Origin of the sequence: Streptomyces sp. NPDC048637 (assembly GCF_040650675.1) — a bacterium.
Taxonomy (GTDB): Bacteria; Actinomycetota; Actinomycetes; order Streptomycetales; family Streptomycetaceae; genus Streptomyces.
Genome location: NZ_JBEZHQ010000004.1, coordinates 291389 through 316581 on the forward strand (window position 1 = coordinate 291389; position 25193 = coordinate 316581).

At 72.1% G+C, this 25193-nt stretch carries 20 protein-coding genes; 8 read left to right on the forward strand and 12 right to left on the reverse strand.

What is annotated here, in order from left to right; all coding sequences use genetic code 11:
- Positions 1-31: 31 nt before the first annotated feature.
- From AB0C46_RS08690 to AB0C46_RS08710, 5 genes are all read right to left on the reverse strand, one after another.
- Positions 32-1846, reverse strand: coding sequence for a CocE/NonD family hydrolase (locus AB0C46_RS08690; RefSeq protein ID WP_362827019.1), 1815 nt, complete (start codon positions 1844-1846; stop codon positions 32-34).
- Positions 1847-2055: 209 nt separating this feature from the next.
- Positions 2056-2988, reverse strand: coding sequence for an LD-carboxypeptidase (locus tag AB0C46_RS08695; protein ID WP_362826814.1), 933 nt, complete (start codon positions 2986-2988; stop codon positions 2056-2058).
- Positions 2985-5048, reverse strand: coding sequence for a prolyl oligopeptidase family serine peptidase (locus tag AB0C46_RS08700; protein ID WP_362826816.1), 2064 nt, complete (start codon positions 5046-5048; stop codon positions 2985-2987). The genes AB0C46_RS08695 and AB0C46_RS08700 overlap by 4 nt, the downstream gene beginning before the upstream one ends.
- 43 nt (positions 5049-5091) lie before the next feature.
- On the reverse strand, positions 5092-6456 hold the full coding sequence (locus tag AB0C46_RS08705) for a M20/M25/M40 family metallo-hydrolase (protein WP_362826818.1): 1365 nt from the start codon (positions 6454-6456) through the stop codon (positions 5092-5094).
- Entirely contained in the window at positions 6449-7282 is an 834-nt protein-coding gene (locus AB0C46_RS08710; RefSeq protein WP_362826820.1) for a M55 family metallopeptidase, read from the reverse strand. The genes AB0C46_RS08705 and AB0C46_RS08710 overlap by 8 nt, the downstream gene beginning before the upstream one ends.
- A gap of 462 nt (positions 7283-7744) precedes the next feature.
- Between AB0C46_RS08710 and AB0C46_RS08715 the strand changes: the two genes are divergently transcribed.
- Positions 7745-8548, forward strand: coding sequence for a helix-turn-helix domain-containing protein (locus AB0C46_RS08715; RefSeq protein ID WP_362826821.1), 804 nt, complete (start codon positions 7745-7747; stop codon positions 8546-8548).
- 243 nt (positions 8549-8791) lie between these two features.
- Positions 8792-9667 (forward strand): serine hydrolase, encoded by an 876-nt coding sequence (locus AB0C46_RS08720; RefSeq protein ID WP_362826822.1) that lies wholly within the window; start codon positions 8792-8794, stop codon positions 9665-9667.
- A gap of 108 nt (positions 9668-9775) precedes the next feature.
- Here the strand turns inward: AB0C46_RS08720 and AB0C46_RS08725 are convergent, their stop codons facing one another.
- Positions 9776-10267: a hypothetical protein gene (locus AB0C46_RS08725; RefSeq protein WP_362826824.1), complete on the reverse strand. Its 492-nt coding sequence runs from the start codon at positions 10265-10267 to the stop codon at positions 9776-9778.
- 568 nt (positions 10268-10835) lie between these two features.
- Between AB0C46_RS08725 and AB0C46_RS08730 the strand changes: the two genes are divergently transcribed.
- Positions 10836-11687 carry a class I SAM-dependent methyltransferase gene (locus AB0C46_RS08730; RefSeq protein ID WP_362826825.1) on the forward strand — a complete coding sequence of 284 codons (852 nt, stop codon included), beginning with the start codon at positions 10836-10838 and terminating at the stop codon, positions 11685-11687.
- Here AB0C46_RS08730 and AB0C46_RS08735 read toward each other — a convergent pair.
- The 3 genes from AB0C46_RS08735 to AB0C46_RS08745 form a co-directional block, all read right to left on the reverse strand.
- Entirely contained in the window at positions 11678-12616 is a 939-nt protein-coding gene (locus AB0C46_RS08735) for an alpha/beta hydrolase (RefSeq protein WP_362826827.1), read from the reverse strand. The genes AB0C46_RS08730 and AB0C46_RS08735 overlap by 10 nt on opposite strands.
- 203 nt (positions 12617-12819) lie before the next feature.
- Entirely contained in the window at positions 12820-15345 is a 2526-nt protein-coding gene (locus AB0C46_RS08740) for a DHA2 family efflux MFS transporter permease subunit (RefSeq protein WP_362826829.1), read from the reverse strand.
- Positions 15346-15702: 357 nt separating this feature from the next.
- Complete coding sequence (locus AB0C46_RS08745; RefSeq protein ID WP_362826830.1) at positions 15703-16146, reverse strand: SRPBCC family protein; 444 nt, start codon at positions 16144-16146, stop codon at positions 15703-15705.
- A gap of 157 nt (positions 16147-16303) precedes the next feature.
- Here AB0C46_RS08745 and AB0C46_RS08750 point away from each other — a divergent pair, with 157 nt between their 5' ends.
- Positions 16304-17353 carry an Rv2578c family radical SAM protein gene (locus AB0C46_RS08750; RefSeq protein WP_362826831.1) on the forward strand — a complete coding sequence of 350 codons (1050 nt, stop codon included), beginning with the start codon at positions 16304-16306 and terminating at the stop codon, positions 17351-17353.
- 12 nt (positions 17354-17365) lie between these two features.
- On the opposite strand, the gene AB0C46_RS08755 is transcribed toward AB0C46_RS08750, so the two are convergent.
- Positions 17366-17725 carry a MerR family transcriptional regulator gene (locus AB0C46_RS08755; protein ID WP_362826833.1) on the reverse strand — a complete coding sequence of 120 codons (360 nt, stop codon included), beginning with the start codon at positions 17723-17725 and terminating at the stop codon, positions 17366-17368.
- A 73-nt stretch (positions 17726-17798) separates the two neighbouring features.
- Positions 17799-18590, reverse strand: a complete 792-nt coding sequence (locus AB0C46_RS08760; RefSeq protein ID WP_362826835.1) for an SDR family oxidoreductase — start codon at positions 18588-18590, stop codon at positions 17799-17801.
- Between the two features lie 165 nt (positions 18591-18755).
- Here AB0C46_RS08760 and AB0C46_RS08765 point away from each other — a divergent pair, with 165 nt between their 5' ends.
- The gene (locus AB0C46_RS08765; protein ID WP_362827020.1) at positions 18756-19292 is read left to right on the forward strand and encodes a GNAT family N-acetyltransferase; all 537 of its coding nucleotides are present in this window, start codon (positions 18756-18758) and stop codon (positions 19290-19292) included.
- A gap of 118 nt (positions 19293-19410) precedes the next feature.
- On the opposite strand, the gene AB0C46_RS08770 is transcribed toward AB0C46_RS08765, so the two are convergent.
- Positions 19411-20175: a HEAT repeat domain-containing protein gene (locus tag AB0C46_RS08770; protein ID WP_362826836.1), complete on the reverse strand. Its 765-nt coding sequence runs from the start codon at positions 20173-20175 to the stop codon at positions 19411-19413.
- Between the two features lie 389 nt (positions 20176-20564).
- Here AB0C46_RS08770 and AB0C46_RS08775 point away from each other — a divergent pair, with 389 nt between their 5' ends.
- The 3 genes from AB0C46_RS08775 to ccrA all read left to right on the forward strand — a co-directional run bounded on the left by AB0C46_RS08775 (position 20565) and on the right by ccrA (position 25173).
- Positions 20565-22385 (forward strand): 3-hydroxybutyryl-CoA dehydrogenase, encoded by a 1821-nt coding sequence (locus AB0C46_RS08775; protein WP_362826838.1) that lies wholly within the window; start codon positions 20565-20567, stop codon positions 22383-22385.
- A 136-nt stretch (positions 22386-22521) separates the two neighbouring features.
- Positions 22522-23322, forward strand: a complete 801-nt coding sequence (locus tag AB0C46_RS08780) for a TetR family transcriptional regulator (RefSeq protein WP_362826839.1) — start codon at positions 22522-22524, stop codon at positions 23320-23322.
- A gap of 513 nt (positions 23323-23835) precedes the next feature.
- Positions 23836-25173 carry a crotonyl-CoA carboxylase/reductase gene (gene ccrA, locus AB0C46_RS08785; protein ID WP_362826840.1) on the forward strand — a complete coding sequence of 446 codons (1338 nt, stop codon included), beginning with the start codon at positions 23836-23838 and terminating at the stop codon, positions 25171-25173.
- The last annotated feature ends 20 nt before the right edge of the window (positions 25174-25193 follow it).

Consider the following 25193-nt stretch of genomic DNA (forward strand, 5'->3'; position numbering starts at 1 on the left):
CCACTTGTCCCTACGGCATCCACCCCATCCGCTACCGCAACACCCCTTGGGTGACGGGCAGTTCGAGGACCCCGGTGTCCTCGGGCGTACTGGTGACCGTCACCGGCTTCACGCCGCGATTGCCCGCATAGGCGTCGTCGCTCGCGGCGATCACGAAGCGCAGTCGGTGCCCCGGCTCGTAACGGTGCACGATGCCCGGCAGTTCCACGGTGAACCGCCGGGTCACATCGGGCACCCGGGCCGGGGCCACCAACCGGTGCACCAGCGTCTTCCTGCCGTCCGGCGCGACATCGTAGAGCTTGGCGAACAGGACCAGCCGGTCGGCCGCGTCCGAGGACTTCTGCGCCCGCTCGGCCCGCGGTGAGACGACCTTCAGGGTCACCCTGGGCGCGCCCACCACGTCCACCGGCCCGCCCGCCACCGGCGCTGACGTCCAGTCCAGGTAGGTGCCCCTGGCGTCGTACGGCGCCACGTCCGGCAGCCCCAGCATCCCGGCGAGCGAACTCTCCGAGTGGCTGGTGGCCGTCCGCAGATTGCGGTACTCGCGGCTGCCGCGCGCCACCGCACCACGGTGGCCGACGAGCTTGCCGTCCCCGGAGAGATAGAGCCGCCGGGTGCCGCCCGCCGGGAAGGCGGGCGAGGTGGCGTAGGCGGACCCTTCGGTCACCCAGTCCCGGTAATAGGCGAAGGCCGGGCCGGTCGCGGTCGCCGTCCGGTGCCGCAGATAGCGGTCGAACCACGCCAGGATCCGCTGTCCGACGTAACTGGTGTCCAGATTGCCCTGCGCCAGGTTGAGTTCCCCCTTTGCCGGCTTCTTCATCCCGCCGCTGTGTCCCCATGCCTGCCAGATCATCTTGACCGGGGTGCCCCGCGCGGCGAGGGTCCGGTAGGTGGCGGTGGCCTCGTTGAGGTTGAACAGGCTGTCGTTCTGGCCCTGCACGAGCAGCGTCGGCGCCGTGACCGACGGCAGATACGAGACCGGGGAGACGCTGCGCACATAACGGAGCACGGCATCGGTCTTCTCCGCCGGGTACTTTCCGGAATCCAGCAGCCGCTTGGTCTCACAGGCCCGCGCGACGAAGTGCAGACAGCCGGAACCGCCGGTGCGCGACGGGTCGAGCTGCGGATGCAGCAGCCCCTGCGCCTCACCGATCAGGAAGAACCCGTTCGTCCACTGCCACTTGTAGGCGCCGGGCAGCGGGCCGGTGACACCGTGAGTACGGCCGGCGTTGTTCGGGTCGAGGGAGTAGGAGAGGTCGTTCCAGGTGATGAGCGGCACCAGCGCGTCGACCCGGTGGTCGACGGCGGCGGTGGCCAGCTGGATCGCGCCGCCGTAGGAGCCGCCGATCATGCCGACCCGCGGATCGCGTGCGCCGTCCTTGGCGACATAGTCGACCCGTGTCCCGTTGTCGGCCGTACGGGCACCGGCCAGCAGGTCGACCAGCCCGCTCGCCGCCCGGCCGTCGATCCCGGGGTCGTCGAGGGAGATCGGGCAGCCGGTCTTGCCGAAGCCGAGCCCGGAGTAGGCCAGCGCCACATAGCCGCGGGCGGCGAAGGCCTTGGCGAGGGCGTCGGTCGAGCCGTCCGCCTTGCTGCCGCCGAAGCCGTTGGTGGTCAGCACGGCGGGCACCGGGTGGGCGGCGTCGGCTCCGGCCGGGCGGTAGACATCCGCGTCCAGGGTGCAATTGCGTTCTCCGGCCCGGACGGTGACCTTCAGCGAACTGACGGTGTACGGGTCGGCGGCGGCAACCGCGGGGGCGGTCAGGAAGAGCGGCGCGGCGAGGGCGGAGCCGGCCAGCAGGGCGAGGGACCTGCGGAGCACGGGGCGGGACACGGCTCGGGACACGCTGGGCACGAGGACCTCCACACAGGTCGTACCAACCAGTCGGTAGCGGCGCGCTCATGCTGTGACACGGGTATCGGCAAGTCAACGCTCCTGACACGCGTCGCTGTTAGGACGTGCGTTCAGTGGCGTCTTCGGCCGGGGCGAGCCGCGGATTCCCCATGAGGCCCTGGACGGCGGGGCGATGACCAGCCCTCAGGCCGGTTACGCGCTCACACCGCCGCCGGTTCCTCGAAGGTCAGCGTGCCGGCCGTGGCGTCCAGCTCGGCGGGGAGGCCCAGCGGCACGGTCAGCGCGGACTCACCGTGTCCGAACCCGAACTCCTCGGCCACCGGCACCCCGAACCCGGCCAGCCGGTCCACCAGCACCTCCCGCACCCGGTCGTAGGGACCGCAGCGGGCCCAGGAGCCGAGGACGATCCCGGCGACACCGTCCAGCCAGCCGGCGCGCAGCAGCTGGGTGAGCGCCCGGTCGATGCGGTAGGGCGATTCCCCGACGTCCTCCAGCAGGAGCAGTCCGCCCGCCGCGCCCGGCCGGGCCCGCGGGGTGCCCAGCTCGGTGGCGAGCATGGCCAGACAGCCGCCGAGGGTGACCCCGCGGGCCCGGCCCGGCACCAGCGGCCGGGCGGACGGCGACACCAGGGTGCGGACGGTCTCCGGCGCGAACAGCGTGCGCCGCAGATGGTCACGGGTGGCGTCGTCCTTGAGGAACACCTCCCCCGCGACGGCCGGCCCGTGCAGGGTGGACACCCCGGCACGTACCGCGAACGCCTCGTGCAGCACCGTCACATCGCTGAAGCCGACCAGCGGTTTGGGCGCCGCGGCACACAGGGCGTCCCAGTCCAGCAGGTCGACCATCCGCTGGGCGCCATAGCCACCGCGCGCCGCGAACACCGCCTTGACGGACGGATCGCACCACGCCTCCTGGAGGTCGCGGGCCCGCTCCTCGTCGGAGGCGGCGAGATAGCTCAGTGTGGGGTGGGTCCCGCGGGCATGGGGCGCGGCGACCGGGTCGAGGTCCCAGCCGCGGAGCACGTCCAGCCCGCGGTCCAGCCGCTCCGCCACGATCGGGCCGCTGGGCGCCACCACCGCCACCCGGTCGCCGGGCCGCAGCCGCGGTGGCCGGACCGGCCAGGACACCGTCATCCGCGCAGCTCCAGCGTCGGGACATCGCTGCGGGTGATGCCGAAGGTCTGGGCGTAGAGGGAGAGTTCGGCCTCCACGGCGCGGACGATGGTCTCCGCGCGGCGGAAGCCGTGTCCTTCCCCGGGGAACGGCAGATAGGCGTGCCGTATGCCGCGCCCGGCGACCTCGGCGAGGAACCGTTCGCACTGCGCGGGCGGGCAGATCACATCGTCCAGGCCCTGGAGCAGCAGGAACGGCGCGGCGATCCGGTCCGCGCGGTGCAGCGGCGAGCGCTCGCGATAGCGGTCGGGCACATCGGCGAACGGTCCCACCAGCGACTCCAGATACTGCGACTCGAAGTCATGGGTCTCGCCGGTGGCCCAGCCGGTCAGGTCCAGGATCGGATAGCTGATGGTGCCGCAGGCATAGAGGTCGGTGGCGGTCAGGGAGGCGGCGGCGGTCCAGCCGCCCGCGCTGCCGCCGCGGATGGCCAGCCGGGCGCGGTCGGCGGCGCCCTCGTCGGCCAGCGCGCGGGCGACGGCGGCACAGTCCTCGACGTCCACCACTCCCCACTGGCCGCGCAGCCGCTCGCGGTATTCGCGGCCGTAGCCCGTCGAGCCGCCGTAGTTGACCTCGGCGACGCCGATGCCCCGGGTGGTGAAGTAGGCGATCTCCAGGTCGAGCACCAGCGGGGCGCGGCCGGTGGGGCCGCCGTGCGCCCACACCACGAAGGGGGGCAGCTCACCGTCGGGGGCGCGGTGGTCGGGGTTGTGCGGCGGGTAGAGGTGGGCGTGGATGTCCCGCCCGTCGGGGCCGGTGAAGGTCCGGCTCAGCGGCCGGGGGTAGTAGGCCGGGTCCAGGACGTCGGCATGCCGGCAGGCCAGTACCCGGGCGCGTCCGGTGCAGGTGTCCAGTTCGACGATCTCGTACGAGCTGTGCGGGCCGGCGGCGATGCCGAGGACGCGGCTGCCGTGTACGGCGAGGCTGGGCGCCCATTCGGTCCACGGGCCCGCCGCGTCGACCAGTTCGCCGGTCACCGGGTCGAGGATGCCCAGGGTGGTGGAGCCCTGGCCGTGGATCACCGCGAGGGTGCCGTTCTCCAGGGGGAGGAACCAGCGCTGGCCGACGGTCCACAGCGGCCCGCCGAACTCCTCCTGTCGGGCGGGGCACAGCGCGCGGCTCGCCACCACGCCGTCGCGCTCCCCCGCACTCGGCTCCGCTCGCGCGGGGGGACCCTCACCGTCGGGGTCGATGCGCTGCAGCTCCCACCAGCCGCTGAGGTCCGAGACGAACAGCAGGGAGCCATCGGCCGCCCACTCGATCTGGGCGACGGACTCACCGGCCGCACCGCCGTGCGGGGCGCTGGGGCCGAGGTCGCCGACGAGCGGCCGGACGTCCTCGAACTCGCCCTTTCCGGTGACCCGGGCCACCATCGCCAGCGTGCCCTCCCAGGGCATCCGGGGGTGGTCCCAGGCGAGCCAGGCGGCCCGCCGCCCGTCCGGGGAGATCCGCGGACCGGTCACGAAGCGATGCCGGTCGTCGCTCAACTCCCTTACCGAAGAGCGGTGTTCGGCGGCCGAGCCGTCGAGCGGGACGGCTGCGATCACCCGGCGCACATCGGTCGGCCGGTCGCCCGTGAACTCCTCCAGGACGCACCACACCTCACCGAGCTCCGGGCGCAGCACCGGATCGGCCCAGCGCAGCCCGTCACCGATGCCGGAGTGCGGGGTGAGCGGGCGCGGGGCCTCGTCGCTGGCCGGTGCGTAGGCGTACAGCCGCTGGTCGGCAAAGTTGCTGAAGACGACCAGCGGTCCGCGCTCGGTGACCGCACCGGCCCAGGGCTGGCCGCCGTACTCCAGCACCCGGCTGCGGACGTTCCAGGGCGCGGGCAGCACCGACTCCTCGGTGCCGTCCGGCCGCCGGCGGACCAGCGCCCGCCGGCCGCCCTCGGCGGGCCGCGGCTCCGTCCACCACACCTCGTCGCCCACAACACCGACGAAGGCCGGCCGGCCGTCGTGCGCGGCGACCGTCCGGGCATCTATCGGGGACGTCCAGCCGCCGTACGGAGCCGTGGTCACCATGCTGCAGTTCCTCTCCACACCGGTCGGGCGATGCGTCGGCCGGTCAGACCGCACGCAGGAAATGATCGAGGACCCGGACACCGAAGTGCAGCCCCTCGACCGGCACACGCTCGTCCACGCCGTGGAAGAGCGCCTGGTAGTCGAACCCCTCGGGCAGTTTCAGCGGTGAGAAGCCGTAGCCGGTGATGCCCAGCCGGGAGAACTGCTTGGCGTCGGTACCGCCGGACATGCAGTACGGCACGACCTGGCCGTCCGGGTCGAAGCGCTCGATCGCGGCCCGCATCGCGGCAAACGTCGGGGAGTCGACCGGAGCCTCCAGCGCGACCTCGCGATGGTGGTATTCCCAGCTCACGTCGGGTCCGGTGAGCTCGTCCAGGGTTTCGCGGAACTCCGTCTCGCCGCCGGGGACCACCCGGCCGTCGACATGGGCGACGGCGGTTCCCGGGATCACATTGATCTTGTAACCGGCCGCCAGCATCGTCGGATTGGCGCTGTTGCGGACGGTCGGCTCGACCAGTCTGGCGGCCGGGCCGAGCTTGCCGAGCAGCGCATCGACATCACAGCGCGGCGAGTCGACATCCACCTCGATGGCCTGCAGCGCGGCGAGTTCGCGGAGCGCGGCCCGTACCGTCGGGGTGAGCCGGACCGGCCAGTCGTGCTCGCCGATCCGGGCCACGGCCGCGGCCAGCCGGCTGACGGCGTTGTCGCGGTTGACCTTCGAGCCGTGCCCGGCCCGCCCCCGTGCGGTCAGCTTCAGCCAGGCCGTCCCGCGCTCCCCCGCCGCCACCGGATACAACTGCATCCCGCCGCCGGCGTGGAAGGTGAACGCCCCGGACTCGCTGATGCCTTCGGTGCAGCCCTCGAAGAGCCCGGGGTGCTGATCGGCCAGGAAGCCGGAGCCGTCCTCGGCGCTGGCCTCTTCGTCGGCCGTGAAGGCGAGCACGATGTCCCGCCGCGGCCGCACACCGCTGCGGGCCCACTGGCGGACCGTGGCGAGCACCATCGCGTCCATGTTCTTCATGTCGATGGCGCCGCGGCCCCAGACGACACCGTCGCGGATCTCCCCGGAGAAGGGGTGCACACTCCAGTCGGCGGGCTCGGCGGGCACCACGTCGAGATGGCCGTGCACCAGCAGGGCATCGGCCGCGGGGTCGGTGCCCTCGATACGGGCGACCACATTCGTACGGCCCTTGCTGCGCTCCAGCAGCGTCGGCGTCAGGCCGGCCCCGGCCAGCCGCTCGGCGACGTACTCGGCGGCCGGGCGCTCCTGGCAGGCGCCGTCACCGGCGTTGCTGGTATCGATCCGGATCAGTTCGGAGGTGAACCGCACCACCTCGTCGAGTGCCTGCCGGTCCACGCCGGGGGCCTGCCCGGTGCCGGGCTCCCCGGCGAACTCCACCTCAGCCATATTGTTCCTCCACGGCGGACGACACGACGGTGGTGACCGCCTTGAAGCACCGGATGGCTTCGTACATGTTCTGACCGGTATACGCGATGCGGCGCTCCCCGCATCGTTCCACGCCGGGCACGCAGGTCGCCGCGCCCACCAGATGTTCGGCGTCGAATTCCAGCTCGAACCGGAACGGCCCGCGCCAGGACGGTTCATGACGCACCGCCAGCGCCGTTCCCTTGTGGGCGGCGGCCCGGATCTCGGCCGCCGTGCGGGCCGGCGGACGGCAGACCGCCGCATAGCGCGACACATAGTCCTTGACCGCCACACCGGGCGCCTGCGGGGCGTACCCCAGCGCGTCCTGGCAGGTGCGGTCGTCGCCGGTGACCAGCACCACGGGGACGCCGTACTCGGCGACCACCAGGGAGTTCAGATAGCCCTCGCTCGCGCGGGTGCCGTCGACCCAGACGCCGGTGAGGGTGTTGGCGAGGTAGGTGTGCGCGAGGACGCCCTCGGTGCCTGCCCCGGTGTGGTAGCCGACGAAGGCGATCCCGTCGACGTCTCCGTGCTGCACACCTTCGACCATGCTCAGCGATTTATGCCGTCCGGTGAGCATCTGCGCGCGCTCGTCGAGCTGTTCCAGCAGCAGATTGCGCATCGTCCAGTGCGCCTCGTTGACCAGTACCTCGTCGGCTCCGCCGTCGAAGAATCCGGCAATCGCCGCATTGACGTCGGACGTGAACATATGGCGGCAGCGCTCCCACTGCGGTGTGCCCGGCAGCACATCGGCCGGCCAGGTCACACCCGTGGCGCCCTCCATGTCCGCGGAGATGAGGATTTTCACATGCACCAGTCCCGTCGCAGCTAGGAGGCGGTACGCACGACACCTGACGTCGCCCGGTCACACCACAGTTTCAGCGATCCCGAACGGCTTGCCCAGCCTAACCAGGGCCTTCGTTCTGACGCCCCGTCCAGCGCGTTCCAGGGCTGCCCCGTTGAGGACACCAGCACGACTTCTTCATCGCAGCACCACGATTCCTTCCAAGCGGAAGCTGGGGGTACGCTCGTCTCCCACCGCATCTCGCACAGTTTCTGTCGCAAAGCGGAAGGACTTCCGACGGAATCCGTAAGGACTTCTGAACGAGTTCTGTCAGCTGCCGACGGCACATGCCAGGTGAGGTACAACAGGCCGGACCAGCTTCCCACGCGAGGAAACAGAGGCAGAATGGTGAGCGAGGCACTCAATGGCGTCCGGTTACCGCAATGCGGTGACACGCGAGCCGACAGCGAAGCCCAACTCGCGATCTTGACCGAACTGATCGCGCAATCCCTTTGCGATCGCAATCCGAGCTTCAAGGAAGTGATCGAGCGGGGTGGTCACCAGCAGGTGGCCCGGCTGATCCAGGATGTCCTGCGGTCCGGCCGTCCGCTGCCCGAGAAGGTGCGCGCGGTCATGCTGCGCACCGACACCGATATCCATCTGGTGGCGTCCGCACTGGGCGACTGCCTCGTCAGCACACCGGGCGAGGCGCCGGGCCTGCTGATCCCCGCCGAGCTGGCCGACGGCAAGAGCGGACGGGCCAGGCTGAAGGGTGTCCTGCGCCATCGCGCCGCGGTGGTCGGCCAGGCGGTGCCGCCGACGGAGGCCGCCGCCTCCGTACGCGCCGCGTCCCGGCTGCTGGACCTGGCGTCCGCGCACGACGGCCCCGAGGCCGGAGTGGTGTTCGTCGACGACCACCTCTCCTCCCTCGTCCTCCTCCAGGACGAGTCACTGACCCACACCCTGATCGCCCACCGTCTGCGTCCGCTCGCGGGGCTGACACCGGAGCGGTGCGAGCGCCTGGAGGCCACGCTGCTCGCCTGGCTCGGCGGCATGGGGGCCCCGGAGGTGGCCAAGGCGCTCAGCATCCACCCGCAGACGGTCCGCTACCGGATGCGTCAGCTGGAGAAGCTGTTCGGCGCCCGCCTCCGGGATCCACGGACCCGCTTCGAGATCGAGATGGCCCTCCGCAGCCGCCAGCTGATGGCGGCCGCACGCCGGCGCCGGGCGGCCGCCACCCGCCGCCCGCGCACCACCGCCAAGCCCCGGAAGGCCCTGCCACGCCCCTAGAGACACTGCCCGCATTCGCCCTCGGATTTGGCGAATGTCACATCCCGACACACCCCCCAAATACGGACAATCCACCCATCACGCCCAGGGTGTCCGCACCCCCGCCACGTATCGTCACCGTGACCCCTGAAGCGGGACACCGGCCGGCCGCACGGCCGCTGCGACCCGACGCACAGCCGGTCGCACGAGGCCGGCCGCCCGACGGCGAGCCTCCGATACACAGCGGGACAGGACATCACCCCCATGCACGGATCACGCATATCGACCTACGCGCGCCGCGGGCTGGCCGCGGTCGTGGCCGCCGGATCGCTGCTCACGGTGCTCACCACAGCGACCCCGGCCTCGGCCGGCTCCGGCAGCGCGCCGGTGGGCGGCTCCAAGGTCGTGTGCACCTCGGAGCAGCCCGGCCTGGCGCCCGCACTGTCCCAGGACATCGCCGACGCCCTCCACGGGCGGGAGGGCGCCTCGGCGCTGGCGATCTACGACCGGCGCACCAGGACCCACTGCGAGTTCAAGGCCGGCGCTCACTTCGACTCGGCGAGCGTGGTGAAGGTCACGGTGCTCGCGGCGCTGCTCCGGCAGGCCGAGGAGGCGCACCGCAAGCTGACCCCGCACGAGGTGAAGCTGACCACCGCCATGATCACCAAGTCGGACAACAAGGCGACCACCGAGCTCTGGCGCCGGATCCGCCCCGCCGGCGTCCAGCACTTCCTGTCCCTGGCCGGCATGCGGCACACCGTCCCGGGCCCGCACGGCGCCTGGGGTCTCACCCAGATCACGGCCGGTGACCAGCTCACCCTGATGCGGCTGCTCACCACGGACAGCCCGGTGCTCAAGGCCGCCTCCCGCGGTTACGCCCTCGGCCTGATGCACCGGGTCGTCCCCGACCAGCGCTGGGGTGTCCCCGCCGGTGCCCCCGGCAGTGCCACCGTCCACGTCAAGAACGGCTGGCTGCCGCGCAAGACCGACGGCTGGCGGGTGAACAGCGTCGGCGCCTTCAACGGCAGCGGGAACGACTACGGCATGGCCGTCCTCTCCACCGGAAACCACACCATGGACGACGGCGTGGCCACCGTCGAGCGCGCCGCCCGGGTCATCCACCGCGATCTGACGCCCTGACCTCCGGCGGGCCCCCGGCCCCACGGCGTCCGCCGGATGCGCCGGGCGGGTGTCTGCGCACGCAGCTGCCGGCTCGCTCCCGCGCGCCGGCGGCGGAACCGCCCTGTCTCATCTCCCGTTCGGGATGATCCGCCGCCCCGGCAGCGCCAGCCGGCTGCAGCCCCGCCGCCCGGCCTGGTCCCGGGCGAACGCGACCAGCAGCGGCCGCAGTTCACTCGCGGCGAGACGCCGGTCCGTACTGCCCGGGTAGCTGCTCGCCTCGTAGTGGGCGGACTCCCCGTCGCAGCGGGCGGCGGCGGTGCCGAAGTCCTCGCTCATCACCTGGCCGTCGTCCGGGAAGTCGCGCGGAAGCCGGACGTTGGCGCCGATCAGTGTGTCGAAGGACTTGTCCGTCCAGTCGCCGTACCAGCCGCTGAACTCGGCATACGACTCCCCGCTCGTGCCGTCCACGAGGGCGCAGCTGGTGATCGCCGCCTGCGCGTCGGAGCGGGCGACGACCCGCCAGGGCCTGCCCGCCGGGTTCTCGGGGAGCCGGGCACGGGCCAGCCAGCCGCAGCCCGCGCCGCCCTTCTCCAGCGGCACGGCCTTCGGACGCAGCACCGCCCGCTGCGGCAGCGGCAGCCGCGGCGCACCGCAACCGGCCGTGGGCGAGATCCGCCTCCTCCTTGCCGGCCCGCAGCTGCTCGGTGGGGAGTACCTCCGCCAGGTCGTCCGCCGAGAGCAGCCCCTCACAGAGGTGCGTCGCGTACCACCACGGCTGCCACAGCGGCTTCGCCGCATATCCGCCACCCGCGAGCACGGCCAGGACCACCACGATGACGGCCACCGCCCGCCGGCCCGGTATCCGTCTCCGCCACCCCGCTGCCGCCATGACTCCCCCATCCCCCTTGGCTCGTCGGCGGATTCCCGGGGAACCCGCGGCGCAGAACCCTACGCGCCGCACGGGCACGGGCCGTTGGCGGGCCGCCCCGTCCGCTTCCGGCTCCTTTCGGACGCCCTACGAGGCGGTACGACTTTGCACTCCCCAGGGTGACCGGCACCCCGAACGGCCCCGTACGGGGCTGCGCCGGGATATCAACGCCGCATGAGCGAGGCAGCGCCACCGGTGGTCCGCCGGGCATACGCGCCGCCCGCTCACCGCCCCACACCGCACTCTGGGAGGAACTCGGTGCCAGGCCGCGTCAAGGCAGACCTCAAGGGAGTTCCCGAAACGGCGTTGTGGACGCTCTATCACCGCGCCGCCGAGGCCGCCCGCCCGGACACGGTGCTGCCCGATCCACGCGCCGTACAGCTCATCACCGAGATCGACTTCCCTTTCCAGGAACGGATGGGCGCCGCCCGGCCCTGGCTGGCGCAGGCCATCGCCCTGCGCGCCCTCGGGTTCGACCGTGTGGTGCGGGCGTTTCTCGCCGACCGTCCGGACGGCACCGTGGTCGCTCTCGGCGAGGGCCTGGAGACGCAGTTCTGGCGGGTGGACAACGGCCGGGCCCAGTGGGTCACCGTCGACCTCAACGGCCCGTTGGCGCTGCGCAAGCGCGTGCTGCCCCACGGGGCGCGGCAGCGACTGGTGGCCTGCGACGCCCGGGACAGCCAGTGGATGGCGGACATCGATCCCGCACGCGGTGTCCTGGTGACCGCACAGGGCCTGCTGATGTATCTGCAGCCCGCGCAGGTGAACCGGCTGATCGCCGCCTGCGCGGGTGCGTTCCCCGGCGGCGCGATGGTGTTCGACACCGTCTCGCGGCGCTTCAGCGCCCGCACCCGCACCCGTGCGAAGGGGCCGGGCGGCCATCGTCTGCCCCCGATGCCCTGGGGCATGGACGCGGCCGACCGGGACCACCTGTGGCAGGCCCATCCGACCATCAGCGAGGTGTCCGAGGTGCCGCTCCCCGCGGGCCGCGGCTTCCTCGGCTATCTCGCACCGCGCGCCGCCGCCCTGCCGCTGCTGCGCACGGACCGCCCGCTCATCACCCGGCTGCGCTTCGGCGCGGCCCCCGCCTCCCTCACGGGTCAGCCCTGACGGTTCTCCACCCCGTCGAGAAAGGCGTCCACCCGCTCCGCGAGCCGCTCCGGGTACTCCCCGCTGATCGCGTGGGAGGCCTCCGGCCAGACCTCCACGGTGCGCTCGCGCAGGGTACGGGCGCGGGCCGCGGCCTTCCCGGCGTCATGCGCGATGCTCTTCCCGGCGATCAGTGCCAGTACGGGGACGCGGAGGGAACGCAGCTCGTCCTCGCCGGGCAGGGCCGGGGCCGGGAAGCTGACCTTGAAGTCCCGCATACCGGAGGCGATCAGCCGGCCCTCGATGTGCTCCGAGGCGTCGCCGATCCCGCCCGAGATCCAGCCCAGCAGGCGGTTGCGCAGCCCCTCCGGCATCTCGGGGAGCACGCTCCCCAGCGAGACCACGATCATCTTCCAGCTCAGCGGCGCGAAGGTGTTCGCCGGATCCAGCGCGATCACCGACGCGATCCGCTCCGGACGGTGCAGGGCGACCTGCACCGCCAGCCAGCCCCCGATCGACACCTCCAGCACATGCGCCCGGGGCAGTGCGAGCCGAGCGAGCATCTCGTCGATCCAGGCCGCCTGATCGGCACCGGACGTCATCGGCGCCGACTGCACGCTGCAGCCCGGCTCCCCGAGCCCGTCGACGGCGTACACGGGGCGCCCGCTCCGCATCAGCCCCGGCAGATTCGTCCGCCACAGCGGGGTGCACGACTGTCTTCCCGGCATCAGGACGAGCGGCACTCCGTCCCCCGAACCGAAGCGGTACACCCGCACCGTCCCGTACGAGGTCTCCACGGTCCGCTGCTCAACGGGCTCGGGCAGCCCCTCCATCGCCTCCCGGTACACCGCCGCGAACCGCTCGAAGGCCGCCGCGTCACGGAACGCCCCGATGCGCCGCCGCGCCCATTCCGGTCCGATGCGTGGCTCCGGAAAGCTGATCTCCGCCATCCGGTCATCCCATCACGGCCGCGCCTGCCGCCGGGGGCCGGTCCCTCATCCCATCTCCCCTGAGCACAGGCACATTTGACGCTACGTCAGGTGCGGCTGTTCCGGCTGTTCCGGCTGTTCCGGCTGTTCCGGCTGTTCCGGCTGTTCCGGCTGTTCCGGCTGTTCCGGCTGTTCCGGCTGTTCCGGTAACCGTAGCGGTGCGTTCAGTCCTCGTGCCCCAGCTGGAGGTCACGTTCGGTGCGGCCGCCGCCGGCCACCTGGAGGACGGTGGCCACCGGCGGGTATCCGGCGGCGATGACGGTGTACTCGCCGGCCGACAGATCCACGAAGCGGAACAGCCCGTCGGGCCCGGTGGTCGCGGTGTCGACAACATTCCCGGCGGCGTCCAGCAGGGTGACCCTGGCGTCCTCGACGGTACGGCCGCCGCCGGCCCGTACGGTCCCGCGCAGCACCGCGCCACCGGCGAGCTCGATGTCCTGGCGGGTCTCCCGGGAGGCCTGGACGGTCACCGGCAGCGCGGCGGGGCGGAACGCCGGGGCGCTGGAGGCCAGGGTGTACTCGCCGGCCACCAACTCCCCGATGACATAGCCGCCTTCGCGCCCGCTGCGGGTGGTGGCGACGACCTCACCGCGGACATCGGTGAGAGTGACCATGGCATCGCGCACGGGGGTGCCGTCGGCGGTGGTGACGGTACCCGCGAGCCGCCCCGCGCCGCCGAGCACGACATCCAGCTCGACCGGCCGCTCGCCGACCGTGACGGTGACCGCCTGCGGCTGGTGGCCGCCCGCCGCCGCGATCAGCACATACGAGCCGGCACCCGGGGTGCTCAGCGCATACCGGCCGTCCTCTCCGGTGGCGCCGCGGCCGATCTGCCGGCCGGCGACATCGATGAGGGTGAGCGCGGCGCGCGGCACGATGCTGCCGTCGTGGTGCTGGACGGTGCCGCAGACCGGGACGCCGGCCATGACGGCGGTGTGTCCGGTGGTGGCGTAGCTGTGCGCACGGGCATAAGCGGAGCCGGAGCCACGGGAGTTGACGGTGGTCGTGTCCGTGGCGGAACGCGCCTGCGGTACGGCGGCGGGGTCGGCCGGGTCGCCGTACGGCGCCTGCGGGGACGGGGCGGCCTGCGGGGACGGGGCGGCCTGCGGGGACGGGGCGGCCTGCGGAGCATGAGAAGCGTGGGACACCAGGGGTTTCACTTTCAGGAAGAAGGCGAGCACAAGGCCCAGGACGAGCACCGGCACGAGAGCGAAGAAGATCCCCGGCATGGCGTCCGCATACGCGGCGACAGAGCTGTCGCGCAGCGAGGCGGGCAGCACACGCAGCAGTTGCGGGGTGATCGACTCCGGATCGGACAGCTGCGCCGACGCCGACTGCCGGTCACCGAGCCGGCGGGCCAGCCGGTCGGCGAGGAGGGAGCCGAAGAGGGCCGCGCCGACGCAGCCGCCGAGTTGCCGGAAGTAGTGGGTGGCGCTGGTCGCGGTGCCGAGGTCGGCGGTGCGCAGGGAGTTCCGCACGGCAAGCACCAGCACCGGCAGGACGAAGCCGATGCCGAGGCCGAGGAGGCCCGTCCAGAGGCTGTAGAGCTCCCGCGCGGTGTCCTGCTGCCCTCGCGACAGCAGCCACATCCCCACCGCGGCCACCGCACACCCCAGGACGGGGAAGACCTTGTAGTGGCCGGTGCGGCCGATGAGGTGGCCGGAGACGAGGGAGGCCAGGACGATGCCGCCCATCAGGGGCAGCATCAGCAGCCCGGACTCGGTAGCCGTGGCGCCGTCGGCCCTCTGCAGGAAGGTCGGCAGATAGCTGGCGGCGCCGAAGAGCGCGATGCCGACGGCGGCGCCGATCAGACCGGTGACATGGAAGACCGAGTCGCGGAACAGTCGCAGCGGGAGCAGCGGTTCGGTGGCGAAGTACTCGACCGCGAGGAACAGCAGGGCGGTGCCGAGCGCGCCGGCGCCGAGGCCGAGGACGACCCGCGAGTCCCAGGCGTAGGTGGTGCCGCCCCAACTGGTCAGCAGGACCAGGCAGGTGGAGAACGCGGCGAGCAGCAGCGCCCCGGCGATGTCCAGCTTGATGCGCCGCGTGGGCCGGGGCAGCTTCAGCACACAGGCGATGACCAGGAACGTCAGCGCTCCGAACGGAACGTTGAGGTAGAAGCACCAGCGCCAGGAGACATGGTCGGCGCAGAAGCCGCCGATCAGCGGTCCGGCCACGGAGGCGAGGCCGAAGGCGGTACCGATCAGGCCCATGGAGCGGCCGCGGGACCGCGGCGGTACGACATCGGCGATGATCGCCTGGACGCCGATGATCAGCCCACCGCCGCCGACGCCCTGGACCGCCCGGAAGATGACCAGTTCGTCCATGGTCCGTGACCAGCCGGCCAGCGCCGAGCCGACGGTGAAGACGAGGAGGGCGAAGAGGAAGACGGGCTTACGGCCGAAGAGGTCGCCGAGCTTCCCGTAGAGGGGCAGTCCGATGGCCGAGGCGAGCAGGTAGGACGTCACCGCCCAGGACATCGGGCCCAGACCGTGCAGCTCACCGACGATCTTCGGGAGCGCGGCGGCGACGATGGACTGATCGAGGGCCGCGAGCAGCAGCGTCAGCATCAGGCCGCCGAAGATCAGCCGGATACAGCGGGGGCTGACCGGCACCGGCGCACCGGGGCCGAGCGCCTCTGGCCCGGCGCTCGCGACCGGAGCCGAAGCCGGAGCCGGTGGCACTGCCATTGGCGTTGCCATAGCCGTAGCCGTAGCCATTGGCGTTGCCGTTGTCGCACCGGATGCGGGCGGATCGGTGCGCTCGACCCGCTCGCTCAGAGTGGTCCCGCCCACGTGCTGCTCCCCTCGTCACGCCTGTTGCCGCCCAAGTTCTCGCATTGGGCGACAACACCGATCAAGCGCGGCAAAGGGGTGCGGACGGGGCGGGACCGGACGTCAAGTACGTTGCCCGGGGCGGCTATTGGGCTCCCATCAGGGCTTTCCGTACGGAAGTGCTCCAGCGGGACGGACACTTCGGCTCACCGGAAACCACCCGAACCGGTGAGTGTGACGGCATGCATGCCGGGTGACGGGAGTGACCGCCGCTCACTTCTCCACGTGGGCGGCGAGGTTGGCGAGCAGGGCGTCGTAGATCCGGCCGAGCCCCTTGGGGGCGAAGGTCTTCTCGAAGAAGCCGCCGACACCGCCGGCACCCTGCCAGGTGGTGGTGACGACGACGCTGGCGCGCCGCTCACCGGCCGGGGTGACGACCCAGGTGGTCACCATCGAGGAGTTGCGGTCCTTCTCCACGAGCTGGCCGTCGGTCGGCTCGTCGACCTCCAGCAGGCAGTCGCGCACCCGCTTGCTCGTGGCCTGGAGCTTCCAGTGGACGAGGGTGCCCTTGCCGTCGCCGCCCTCGCGGACCTCGTACTCGCTGAAGTGCTCGGGCAGCAGCTGCCGGCGCGTGCCGGCGTAGTCGGCGAGCGCGTCGAACACGTCCTCCGGGTCCGCCGCGATCTCGCGCTGCGTGATGGCCTCGACCTGACCCATGTGTGTCTTCCTCCAGTAGTGACTGCCGGTCCTGCGGTGCGCCGCCCAGCCAACCACCCCGCGGCGGCGCGCCCAAATTCAGGGGCGCCAGGCCGTAAGGGAACATGTGTTCTATTATGGCGAACGGGGGGCTCGGCAGTATCCAGAAGGAGGCCCGATGCGCTGGGACAATCTCGGCGAAAGCCCGTCCGCGCTGTTCGGCACGGATGTCGTCAGCCGGACGGTCGACCGCCCCGAGTTCCGCGGGATCACCTTCCACGAGGTGCGCGCCCGCTCGATCGTGAACCGTGTCCCGGGCGCCTCCCGGATGCCGTTCGAATGGACCGTGAACCCGTACCGCGGCTGCAGTCACGCCTGTGTCTACTGCTTCGCCCGCAAGACACACAGCTACCTCGACCTGGACACCGGGCAGGGCTTCGACTCACAGATCGTGGTGAAGGTGAACGCCCCCGAGCTGCTGCGCCGCGAGCTGGCCGGGCGCCGCTGGCGCGGCGACCACATAGCCATGGGCACCAACGTCGACTGCTATCAGCGCGCCGAGGGCCGCTACCGCCTGATGCCCGGCATCATCGCGGCGCTGCGCGACCACGCCAACCCCTTCTCGATCCTCACCAAGGGCACGCTCATCCTGCGCGATCTGCCGCTGCTGCGGGAGGCCGCCGCGGTCACCGACGTCGGTATCTCGGTCTCCGTCGGCTTCCTGGACCGCGAGCTGTGGCGCACGGTCGAGCCCGGCACGCCCGCCCCGGACCGCCGGCTGGACGTGGTGCGGACGCTGGCCGCGCACGGCATCCCGTGCGGTGTGCTGATGGCGCCGGTGATCCCGTTCCTCGGGGACCGGCCGGACCAGCTGCGGGCCACGGTCCGGGCCATCGCGGAGGCCGGTGCCGGTTCCGTCACCCCGCTGGTGCTGCATCTGCGGCCCGGCGCCCGCGAATGGTTCATGGCGTGGCTGGGGCAGCACCACCCGCATCTGGTGCGGCGCTACACGACGATGTACGCGGACGGCGCCTATGCCCCCACGTGGTACCAGCGCCGGATCACCCGCCAGGTCCATGAACTCGCCGCGGAGTACGGCATCGGGCCCGCCCGGTCCGGCGGGGCCCGCCGGATCCCGCCGCCGGACGCCGCTCCCGGACCGGCCGGAAGCCCCGGTGACGAGACCTCCGACCACCCTGCGGAGCCGACCCAGTTGACCCTGATGTGACCGCGGCAGCCGTCAGGCCGGGCCGGCCGGCACCGACTCCAGGGCCCGCGCCAGCCGGTTGCGGGCTGCGGTCTGGGCGGCGATCCGGGCATCGATGACGGCCAGCCGCTCGCGGGCGATGCGCAGCCCCTCGGGGGACGGCGGGGCAGTGGTCATATCGCCGTCCAGGCAGGACGTGAAGCAGTGGACGTCGGCGAGCGTGAGTCCGGCGGCCAGGAGGTGGAGGATGTTGCGGACCCGTACGGCCGCGCGCGCGTCGTAGTGGCGATAGCCGTTCGCCGACCGCTCCGAGGCGATCAGCCCCTCGCGTTCGTAGTTGCGCAGCGCGCGCGGCGACGCCCCCGTGACCTGCGCCAGCTCCCCGATCCGCACCGGATCACCTCCCCGTCCGGCACTGTTTCTACCAGGGCGGGGCGGGCGCCCCGGACCTGCCCCGGCCGGTCCGTCAGCCGACCACCGCTCCCCCGTCGACCGGGAGGATCACCCCGGTCACGAACGAGGCGGACGGCGCGGCGAGCCGGGTGACGGCCCAGGCCACCTCCTCGGGACGGCCCACCCGCCCCAGGGGTGTGTGCGCGATCTGCCACTTCCGTAGGGCCGCCCGCTGCTCCGGGGACCAGCCCTGGTGCTGTGCGATCGGGGTCTCGATCGCACCGGGCGCGACCGCGACGACCCGTACGCCGCGCGGTGCCAGTTCCACCGCCCAGCTGCGGGTGAGGAGTTCGAGCCCGGTCTTCGTCGCGGCGTAGACCGAGTTGCCCGGCCAGCCCCGCTGGCCGACCGAGGTGCTGATGTTCACCACCACCCCGCCGGTCCGCTCCAGGTGAGGGACGGCCGCCTGGGTCAGCAGTACCGGCGCGACGAGGTTCGTCGCCAGCTGCGGGGCCATCCCCTCCTTGGTGAAGCTGCCGAGCGCCCCGCTGCCCACCACCGCGGCATTGTTGACCAGCACATCCAGTCGGCCGTAGGTCTCGACCGCGTGGCGGACGAGTTCCCCGGGCACACCATCCGCGGTGATGTCGGCGGCGTACGGCACGATCTCGCCGTCCCCGGTGCCGGTCCCCGCGGCCGTCTCCGCCAGCGGTCCGGGCCGGCGGCCCACCGCCAGCACCCGTGCGCCTTCCGCCGCGAAGGCGTGGGCGGTGGCGCGCCCGATCCCGGTGCCGGCGCCGGTGACGAGCACGGTCCTGGGGTGTGTTCCGGGCCCGGGCGGCCCGGCGTTCGTTGCCTGTTCCATGCCGGGAGTCTCGAACCCTGACACCTGGGGCAAGGTCAAGCCGCTCCCCGCCTGCGGCCGGAAAAATCCCTTGACGGGCCCCCTAGCCTCTCCGGCATGGATGGGACCGAGAGGACTTCTGCCCGCGTAGCCGCGCAGCCACCGCACCCCGTACGGATACGGGAAATGACCGAGGCCGATATCGACGCCGTCTCCGCGGTGCGGGTCCGCGGCTGGCAGACGGCCTACCGCGGGCTGATGCCCCAGGCGTATCTGGACGCGATGAGCGTGGCCGCGGATGCCGGGCAGCGGCGGTCGTGGTTCGGGCGCCGGCCGCCGGAGGTGTCGGACCTGGTGGCCGAGCGGGACGGCGAGGTCGTCGGCTGGGCGTGCGTCGGTCCGGCCCGTGACCCCGATATCGCCCCGGGGGCCGGGGAGTTGCCCGCACCGAAGCCGACCGCGGGCGAACTGCTCGCCCTCTATGTGGCGCCCGGCCTGATCGGCACCGGCATCGGCCGCGCCCTGATGGCCGCCGGCACCGCCCGCGCCCGGGCGCACGGCTTCCACACGCTGTATCTGTGGGTGGTACGCGGCAACACCCGCGCCCAGCGGTTCTACGAGCGGGCCGGCTTTGTGCCGGACGGCGCCGAGGAGGCGTACGACGTGGGTGGGAGCAGCGTCCCGGAGCTGCGCTACCGACGCGCGCTGACGCCGGAGCCCTGAGCCGTCCGCAGCGGTCCGCGGATCAGGAACCGGCCGTTCAGGAACCAGGCGATCAGGAACCGGCCGATCAGGACCAGGCGATCAGAACCGGCCGGGCAGCAGCCGGCCGGACGCCTGCCTAGCCGGACACCCCCTGACCGCCGCCCGGCCCCGCACCCCGCTCCGGCCCGGGGACCCGGTCCGCTCCGCGGGCTGCACGGCCGTCCGCCCCGTGGTCCTGCCCGTCCGCCCCGCCGCCCTGTCCGTCCGCCCCGCCGCCCTGTCCGTCCGCCGCCGTCATGTCCTCGTGCACCCCCAGCCGCGCCAGTGACGCCGCCGCGGCGGCCGCCAGCCGTGGATGGGTGACGGCGGTGGTGAGCGCGGGGACGGCGCGCCGGTCGCCCAGCGCGCCCAGGCCCTCGACACAGGCGAGCGCCACCCGCCAGTAGGGGTTGTGCGGGGTCAGCAGCCGCTCCAGGGTCGCGATCAGCGCGGGTACGGACTGCGGTGCGCGGAGTTCGGCGAGCAGCCGGACCGGGTGCAGGGCGTAGGCGGTGCGCAGCGGGTTGGTGGCGAGCGCGGCCGCGGCGCGGGCGGTGCGGGGGTCGCCGAGCCGGCCCAGCGCATGCGCGGCGGTGGCGCAGCGCACCGGGTCGCGGTAGTTCAGTAACAGGACGAGCGTTTCGAAGGCCCGCTTGTCGCCGGCGCAGCCGAGGACGAAGGCGGCGATCTCCCGGGCCCACAGCGGGCGTTCGACGGCGACCAGCATCCGGGCCAGTTCCTCACGCCCGGCCGGGGTGTTCTTGCGGGCCAGCCCGAGTAACCGCTCGTAGGCGACCAGATCCTGTGGGGAGCGGAGTTCGGCCCGCACCCGGTCGGTCAACTCGTGGAATTCCTCTTCCATTTGCCGCTCCCCTCCCGCCGGGCCGCCCCGGTTCCCGCGACGTGGCCTGCACCACAGCCTAGTGACCCCCGCTACCCCTGGCGCTCTGGTTACTCACCGGTTAACCTGCTGGAACGAGCAGCACCACTGCTCGGGCGGCCTGGTGACGCAGCCGCCACAGAGTGAAGTCGGTTCGGCACAGCACGACACAGTACGGAGCACACGGCAGGGCCCCCGGGACAGGGCTTCCGCCGCGTCTCCCGCCCCGCCGGCGCTGCCATGGCGCTGCGGCTCCTCGCGGCTCTCCGCCGCCGTTCTGCCGCTGCGATCGCAGGCCTCGCGTCCGCGCGGATACCCCTCAGTCGTCACCTCTCCCCTGCCCTCAGGGGAACACCCTCAGGAGTCTCGCGATGGGCCCTCAGTCCACCCCTGATCTCTCAACTCAAGCCTCTACGCTGTCCCTTTCCACCGTCGCCATCATCGGCCTGGGCACCATGGGCACCGGTATCGCCGAGGTGCTGACCCGGGCCGGCCGCGAGGTCATCGGTATCGACACCGACGAGGCCGCGGCCCGCCACGCCGTCTCCGCCCTCGAAGCCGCCACCGCCCGCGCCGTGCAGCGCGAGCGGCTCACGGAGCGGGAGCGCCGGGACGCCCTGGCCCGGTTCCGTACCTTCACCGATCTGCAGGCCGCCGCGGACGCCGATCTCGTCATCGAGGTGGTGCCCGAGGACTACGAGCTCAAGCGGCAGGTCTTCGCCGAGCTGGACGCGGTGGTCCGGCCGGACACCATCCTGGCCACCGGTACCAACGCCCTGTCCGTGACCCGGCTGGCCGCCGATTCACCGCGCCCCGAGCGGGTGCTCGGCGTGCACTTCTTCAACCCCGCGCCGGCCATGAAGCTGGTCGAGGTGGTCTCCTCGGTGCTGACCGCGCCGACCGCGGTCGCGGCCGTCACGGAGTTCGCCCGCGACCTGGGCAAGGACCCGATCGCGGTGGGCGACCGCCCCGGCTTCGTCGCGGACGGCCTGCTGTTCGGCTACCTGAACCAGGCCGCGGCGATGTACGAGTCCAAGTACGCCACCCGCGAGGACATCGACGCCGCGATGCGGCTCGGCTGCGGTCTGCCCATGGGCCCGCTGGCGCTGCTAGACCTGATCGGCGTGGACACCGCCCGTACGGTCCTGGAGGCGATGTACGCCGAGTCCCAGGACCGGCTGCACGCCCCCGCGCCGATCCTGGGCCAGCTGGCCGAGGCGGGGCTGACCGGCCGCAAGGCGGGCCGCGGCTTCTACACCTACGACGCGCCGGGCGGAGCCACGGCCGTGCCGGACGCGGAGAGCCCGGCAGCCGCCGACGAGCAGGCCGGCGGGCGTAGCGTCACCGGCGTCGGTGTGGCCGGTTCCGGGACGATGGCGAGCGGTATCGCCGAGGTCTTCGCCAAGGCGGGCTTCAAGGTCGTGCTGGCGGCCCGCAGCCTGGAGAAGGCGGAGAAGGCGAAAGCCAGGATCGCCAAGTCGCTGGGCCGCTCGGTGGACAAGGGCCGGATGAGCGCCGAGGCCCGGGACGCCGCGCTGGCGGCGGTGACCCCGGCCGGGTCGCTGGACGCGTTCGCCGACGTGGACCTCGCGGTCGAGGCGGTGGCGGAGGATCTGGCGGTCAAGCAGGAGCTGTTCAAGACCCTGGACAAGGTCTGCAAGCCGGGCGCCGTCCTGGCCACCACGACCTCGTCACTGCCGGTCGTGGCCTGCGCCCGCGCCACCTCGCGCCCGCAGGACGTCATCGGCATGCACTTCTTCAACCCGGCGCCCGCCATGAAGCTGGTCGAGGTGGTCCGTACGGTCCTGACGGCCGACGACGTCCACGCCACCGTGCGGGCGGTCTGCGCCAAGGTCCGCAAGCACCCCGTGGACTGCGGCGACCGGGCCGGCTTCATCGTGAACGCGCTGCTGTTCCCGTACCTGAACAACGCGATCAAGATGGTCGAGGAGCACTACGCGACGCTCGACGACATCGATGCCGCCATGAAGCTCGGCGGCGGCTACCCGATGGGCCCGTTCGAACTCCTCGACGTGGTCGGGCTGGACGTGTCGCTGGCCATCGAGAAGGTGCTGCACGCGGAATTCCGCGACCCCGGGCTGGCCCCGGCGCCGCTGCTGGAGCACCTCGTCGCCGCGGGCTGCCTCGGCCGCAAGACCGGCCGCGGCTTCCGTGAGTACGCCCGGCGCTGACGCGTGGCGGCACCCCGGCCCGGCCGGGGGAGGATGGGGTGGACTGCTGGAACCCGACGGCGGTCCACCCCCGCTCACCGGGGCGGAGGTGGCACCTCATGCCGCAGGTCGCGTAAATATGCAGTACCGTCCCCACATGTCCCAGCCCGCTCGTACACAGCCCTCCGACCCCGACGCCGCCACTCCCGGTACCCGCCGTGCGGCGGCCCAACGGCTCAAAATGCGCCGGGAATTGTCGGCTGCGGCGATGGAGCTGTTCGCGACCAAGGGCTACGAGGCGACGACGGTCGATGAGATCGCGGCCGCCGCGGGCGTCGCCCGGCGCACCTTTTTCCGCCACTTCCGCTCCAAGGAAGAGGCGATCTTCCCCGACCACGACGACACCCTCGTCCGCGCGGAGGCGGTCCTGGACGCCGCCCCGCCGCACGAGAACCCTCTCGACACGGTCTGCCGCGGCATCAAGGAGGTCATGCGGATGTACGCGGCCTCCCCGGCCGTGTCGGTGGCCCGCTACCACCTGACCCGTGAGGTCCCCACGCTGCGTGAGGCCGAGATCGCCTCGGTGGCCCGCTACGAGCGGCTCTTCACCCGCTATCTCCTGGGCCACTTCGACGAGGGCGCACACCGCGAGGGCGACGACGACCCGCTGCTCGCCGAGGTCGCGGCGTCCGCCGTGGTCACCGCACACAACCATGTGCTGCGGCGCTGGCTGCGGGCCGGCGCGGAGGGCGATGTCGAGGCCCAGCTCGACCATGCCTTCGAGATCGTCCGGGAGACCTTCGGCGCCGGCATCGGCGCGGGCCGCACCGGCAGCGGAGAGAACCCCCCGGCGGCCGTTTCCCGGGAGGGCGAGGTACTGGTCGCGGTGGCCCGTACGGACGCCCCGCTGGACGAGGTCATGCGCACCATCCGCAAGGCGATCACAGAGCGGAAGTAGCGGCTCTTCGGCCGTCACGACACGAGCGCGGCCCGGCACCCTTCGGCTGACCGGGCCGCGACCCGGATGGCGTAACGCCCTCCCTGCGCACGCTGCGCGCATATCCCCTTTCTTTGCGTCACCTCCAGGCCTCCCATCGGCCGTCTTTTGCTCATGCGTGCCACCCAGATGACATCTGAGAGAAATTCTTGGCACTCAGTGTCTTGTCGCCTGGCACGCGGTGTCATACGTTGAAGGTGTCCGGGCGGCCGGCGTGCTGCGAACCCACGCACGCCGGCTGTCCCACCAGCCCTATGTGGCTGTCCGCCCGGATGCCTGCGTCACAGGCACCTCCCAGCTGCCGCTGGGCACCGCGCTCACCCAGCGCTGCCAGGCACCGCGGCCGACGGCTCTGCGACCCCCGCAGAGGCGACGGCAACGGGGCCACCCCGGCCGAACCGACGGCACCACCTCTGCACCACCCCCGACGTTCCCTCAAAGCCGTTCCCCAACGAGCTTCGCCGGAGGCACCCCGTGAACGAAATCCTGGACGCAATCCTCGCGCCTGACACCACCAGCGCCGACTTCGCCGGCCTGACCATCCCCGAGTCCTACCGCGCGGTGACCGTGCACAAGGACGAGGCCGAGATGTTCGCCGGCCTCGAAAGCAAGGTGAAGGACCCCCGCAAGTCGCTGCACGTCGACGAGGTGCCGGTGCCCGAGCTGGGCCCGGGCGAGGCGCTGGTGGCCGTCATGGCCTCCTCCGTGAACTACAACTCCGTGTGGACCTCGATCTTTGAGCCCGTGTCGACGTTCGGGTTCCTGGAGCGCTACGGCAGGCTCTCCCCGCTCACCAAGCGGCACGACCTGCCGTACCACGTCATCGGCTCCGACCTGGCCGGCGTGGTACTGCGCACGGGTCCCGGCGTCAACGCCTGGGGCCCCGGCGACGAGGTCGTCGCGCACTGCCTGTCCGTCGAGCTGGAGTCCTCCGACGGCCACAACGACACGATGCTCGACCCCGAGCAGCGCATCTGGGGCTTCGAGACCAACTTCGGCGGCCTGGCCGAGATCGCCCTGGTCAAGTCCAACCAGCTGATGCCCAAGCCCCAGCACCTGAGCTGGGAAGAGGCGGCGTCGCCCGGTCTGGTCAACTCGACCGCCTACCGCCAGCTCGTCTCGCAGAACGGCGCCGGGATGAAGCAGGGCGACAACGTCCTGATCTGGGGCGCGAGCGGCGGACTCGGCTCGTACGCCACCCAGTTCGCGCTGGCCGGCGGCGCCAACCCGATCTGTGTGGTCTCCTCCGACCAGAAGGCGGAGATCTGCCGGAAGATGGGCGCCGAGGCGATCATCGACCGCAACGCCGAGGGCTACAAGTTCTGGAAGGACGAGCACAACCAGGACCCCAAGGAGTGGAAGCGCTTCGGCAAGCGCATCCGCGAGCTGACCGGCGGCGAGGACGTGGACATCGTCTTCGAGCACCCCGGCCGGGAGACCTTCGGCGCGTCCGTGTACGTCACGCGCAAGGGCGGCACCATCGTCACCTGCGCCTCCACCTCGGGCTACAACCACGAGTACGACAACCGCTACCTGTGGATGTCGCTGAAGCGGATCGTCGGCTCGCACTTCGCCAACTACCGCGAGGCGTGGGAGGCCAACCGCCTGATCGCCAAGGGCAAGATCCACCCGACCCTGTCGAAGACGTACACCCTCGAAGAGACCGGGCAGGCGGCGTACGACGTGCACCGCAACCTCCACCAGGGCAAGGTCGGCGTGCTGGCACTGGCCCCCGAGGAGGGGATGGGCGTGCGCGACGAAGAAATGCGCGCCAAGCACCTCGACGCCATCAACCGGTTCCGGAACGTCTGAGGCAACTCGGACTCCGGACC

What these genes read in the sequence shown, in the direction of transcription:
- AB0C46_RS08695 (WP_362826814.1), bottom strand. Translation starts at nt 2,988, where the DNA reads ATGACGGTGTCCTGGCCGGTCCGGCCACCGCGGCTGCGGCCCGGCGAC.
- AB0C46_RS08700 (WP_362826816.1), bottom strand. Translation starts at nt 5,048, where the DNA reads ATGGTGACCACGGCTCCGTACGGCGGCTGGACGTCCCCGATAGATGCC.
- AB0C46_RS08705 (WP_362826818.1), bottom strand. Translation starts at nt 6,456, where the DNA reads ATGGCTGAGGTGGAGTTCGCCGGGGAGCCCGGCACCGGGCAGGCCCCC.
- AB0C46_RS08720 (WP_362826822.1), top strand. Translation starts at nt 8,792, where the DNA reads ATGCACGGATCACGCATATCGACCTACGCGCGCCGCGGGCTGGCCGCG.
- AB0C46_RS08735 (WP_362826827.1), bottom strand. Translation starts at nt 12,616, where the DNA reads ATGGCGGAGATCAGCTTTCCGGAGCCACGCATCGGACCGGAATGGGCG.
- AB0C46_RS08740 (WP_362826829.1), bottom strand. Translation starts at nt 15,345, where the DNA reads ATGGCAGTGCCACCGGCTCCGGCTTCGGCTCCGGTCGCGAGCGCCGGG.
- AB0C46_RS08745 (WP_362826830.1), bottom strand. Translation starts at nt 16,146, where the DNA reads ATGGGTCAGGTCGAGGCCATCACGCAGCGCGAGATCGCGGCGGACCCG.
- AB0C46_RS08750 (WP_362826831.1), top strand. Translation starts at nt 16,304, where the DNA reads ATGCGCTGGGACAATCTCGGCGAAAGCCCGTCCGCGCTGTTCGGCACG.
- AB0C46_RS08760 (WP_362826835.1), bottom strand. Translation starts at nt 18,590, where the DNA reads ATGGAACAGGCAACGAACGCCGGGCCGCCCGGGCCCGGAACACACCCC.
- AB0C46_RS08765 (WP_362827020.1), top strand. Translation starts at nt 18,756, where the DNA reads ATGACCGAGGCCGATATCGACGCCGTCTCCGCGGTGCGGGTCCGCGGC.
- AB0C46_RS08770 (WP_362826836.1), bottom strand. Translation starts at nt 20,175, where the DNA reads ATGGAAGAGGAATTCCACGAGTTGACCGACCGGGTGCGGGCCGAACTC.
- AB0C46_RS08775 (WP_362826838.1), top strand. Translation starts at nt 20,565, where the DNA reads ATGGGCCCTCAGTCCACCCCTGATCTCTCAACTCAAGCCTCTACGCTG.
- AB0C46_RS08780 (WP_362826839.1), top strand. Translation starts at nt 22,522, where the DNA reads ATGTCCCAGCCCGCTCGTACACAGCCCTCCGACCCCGACGCCGCCACT.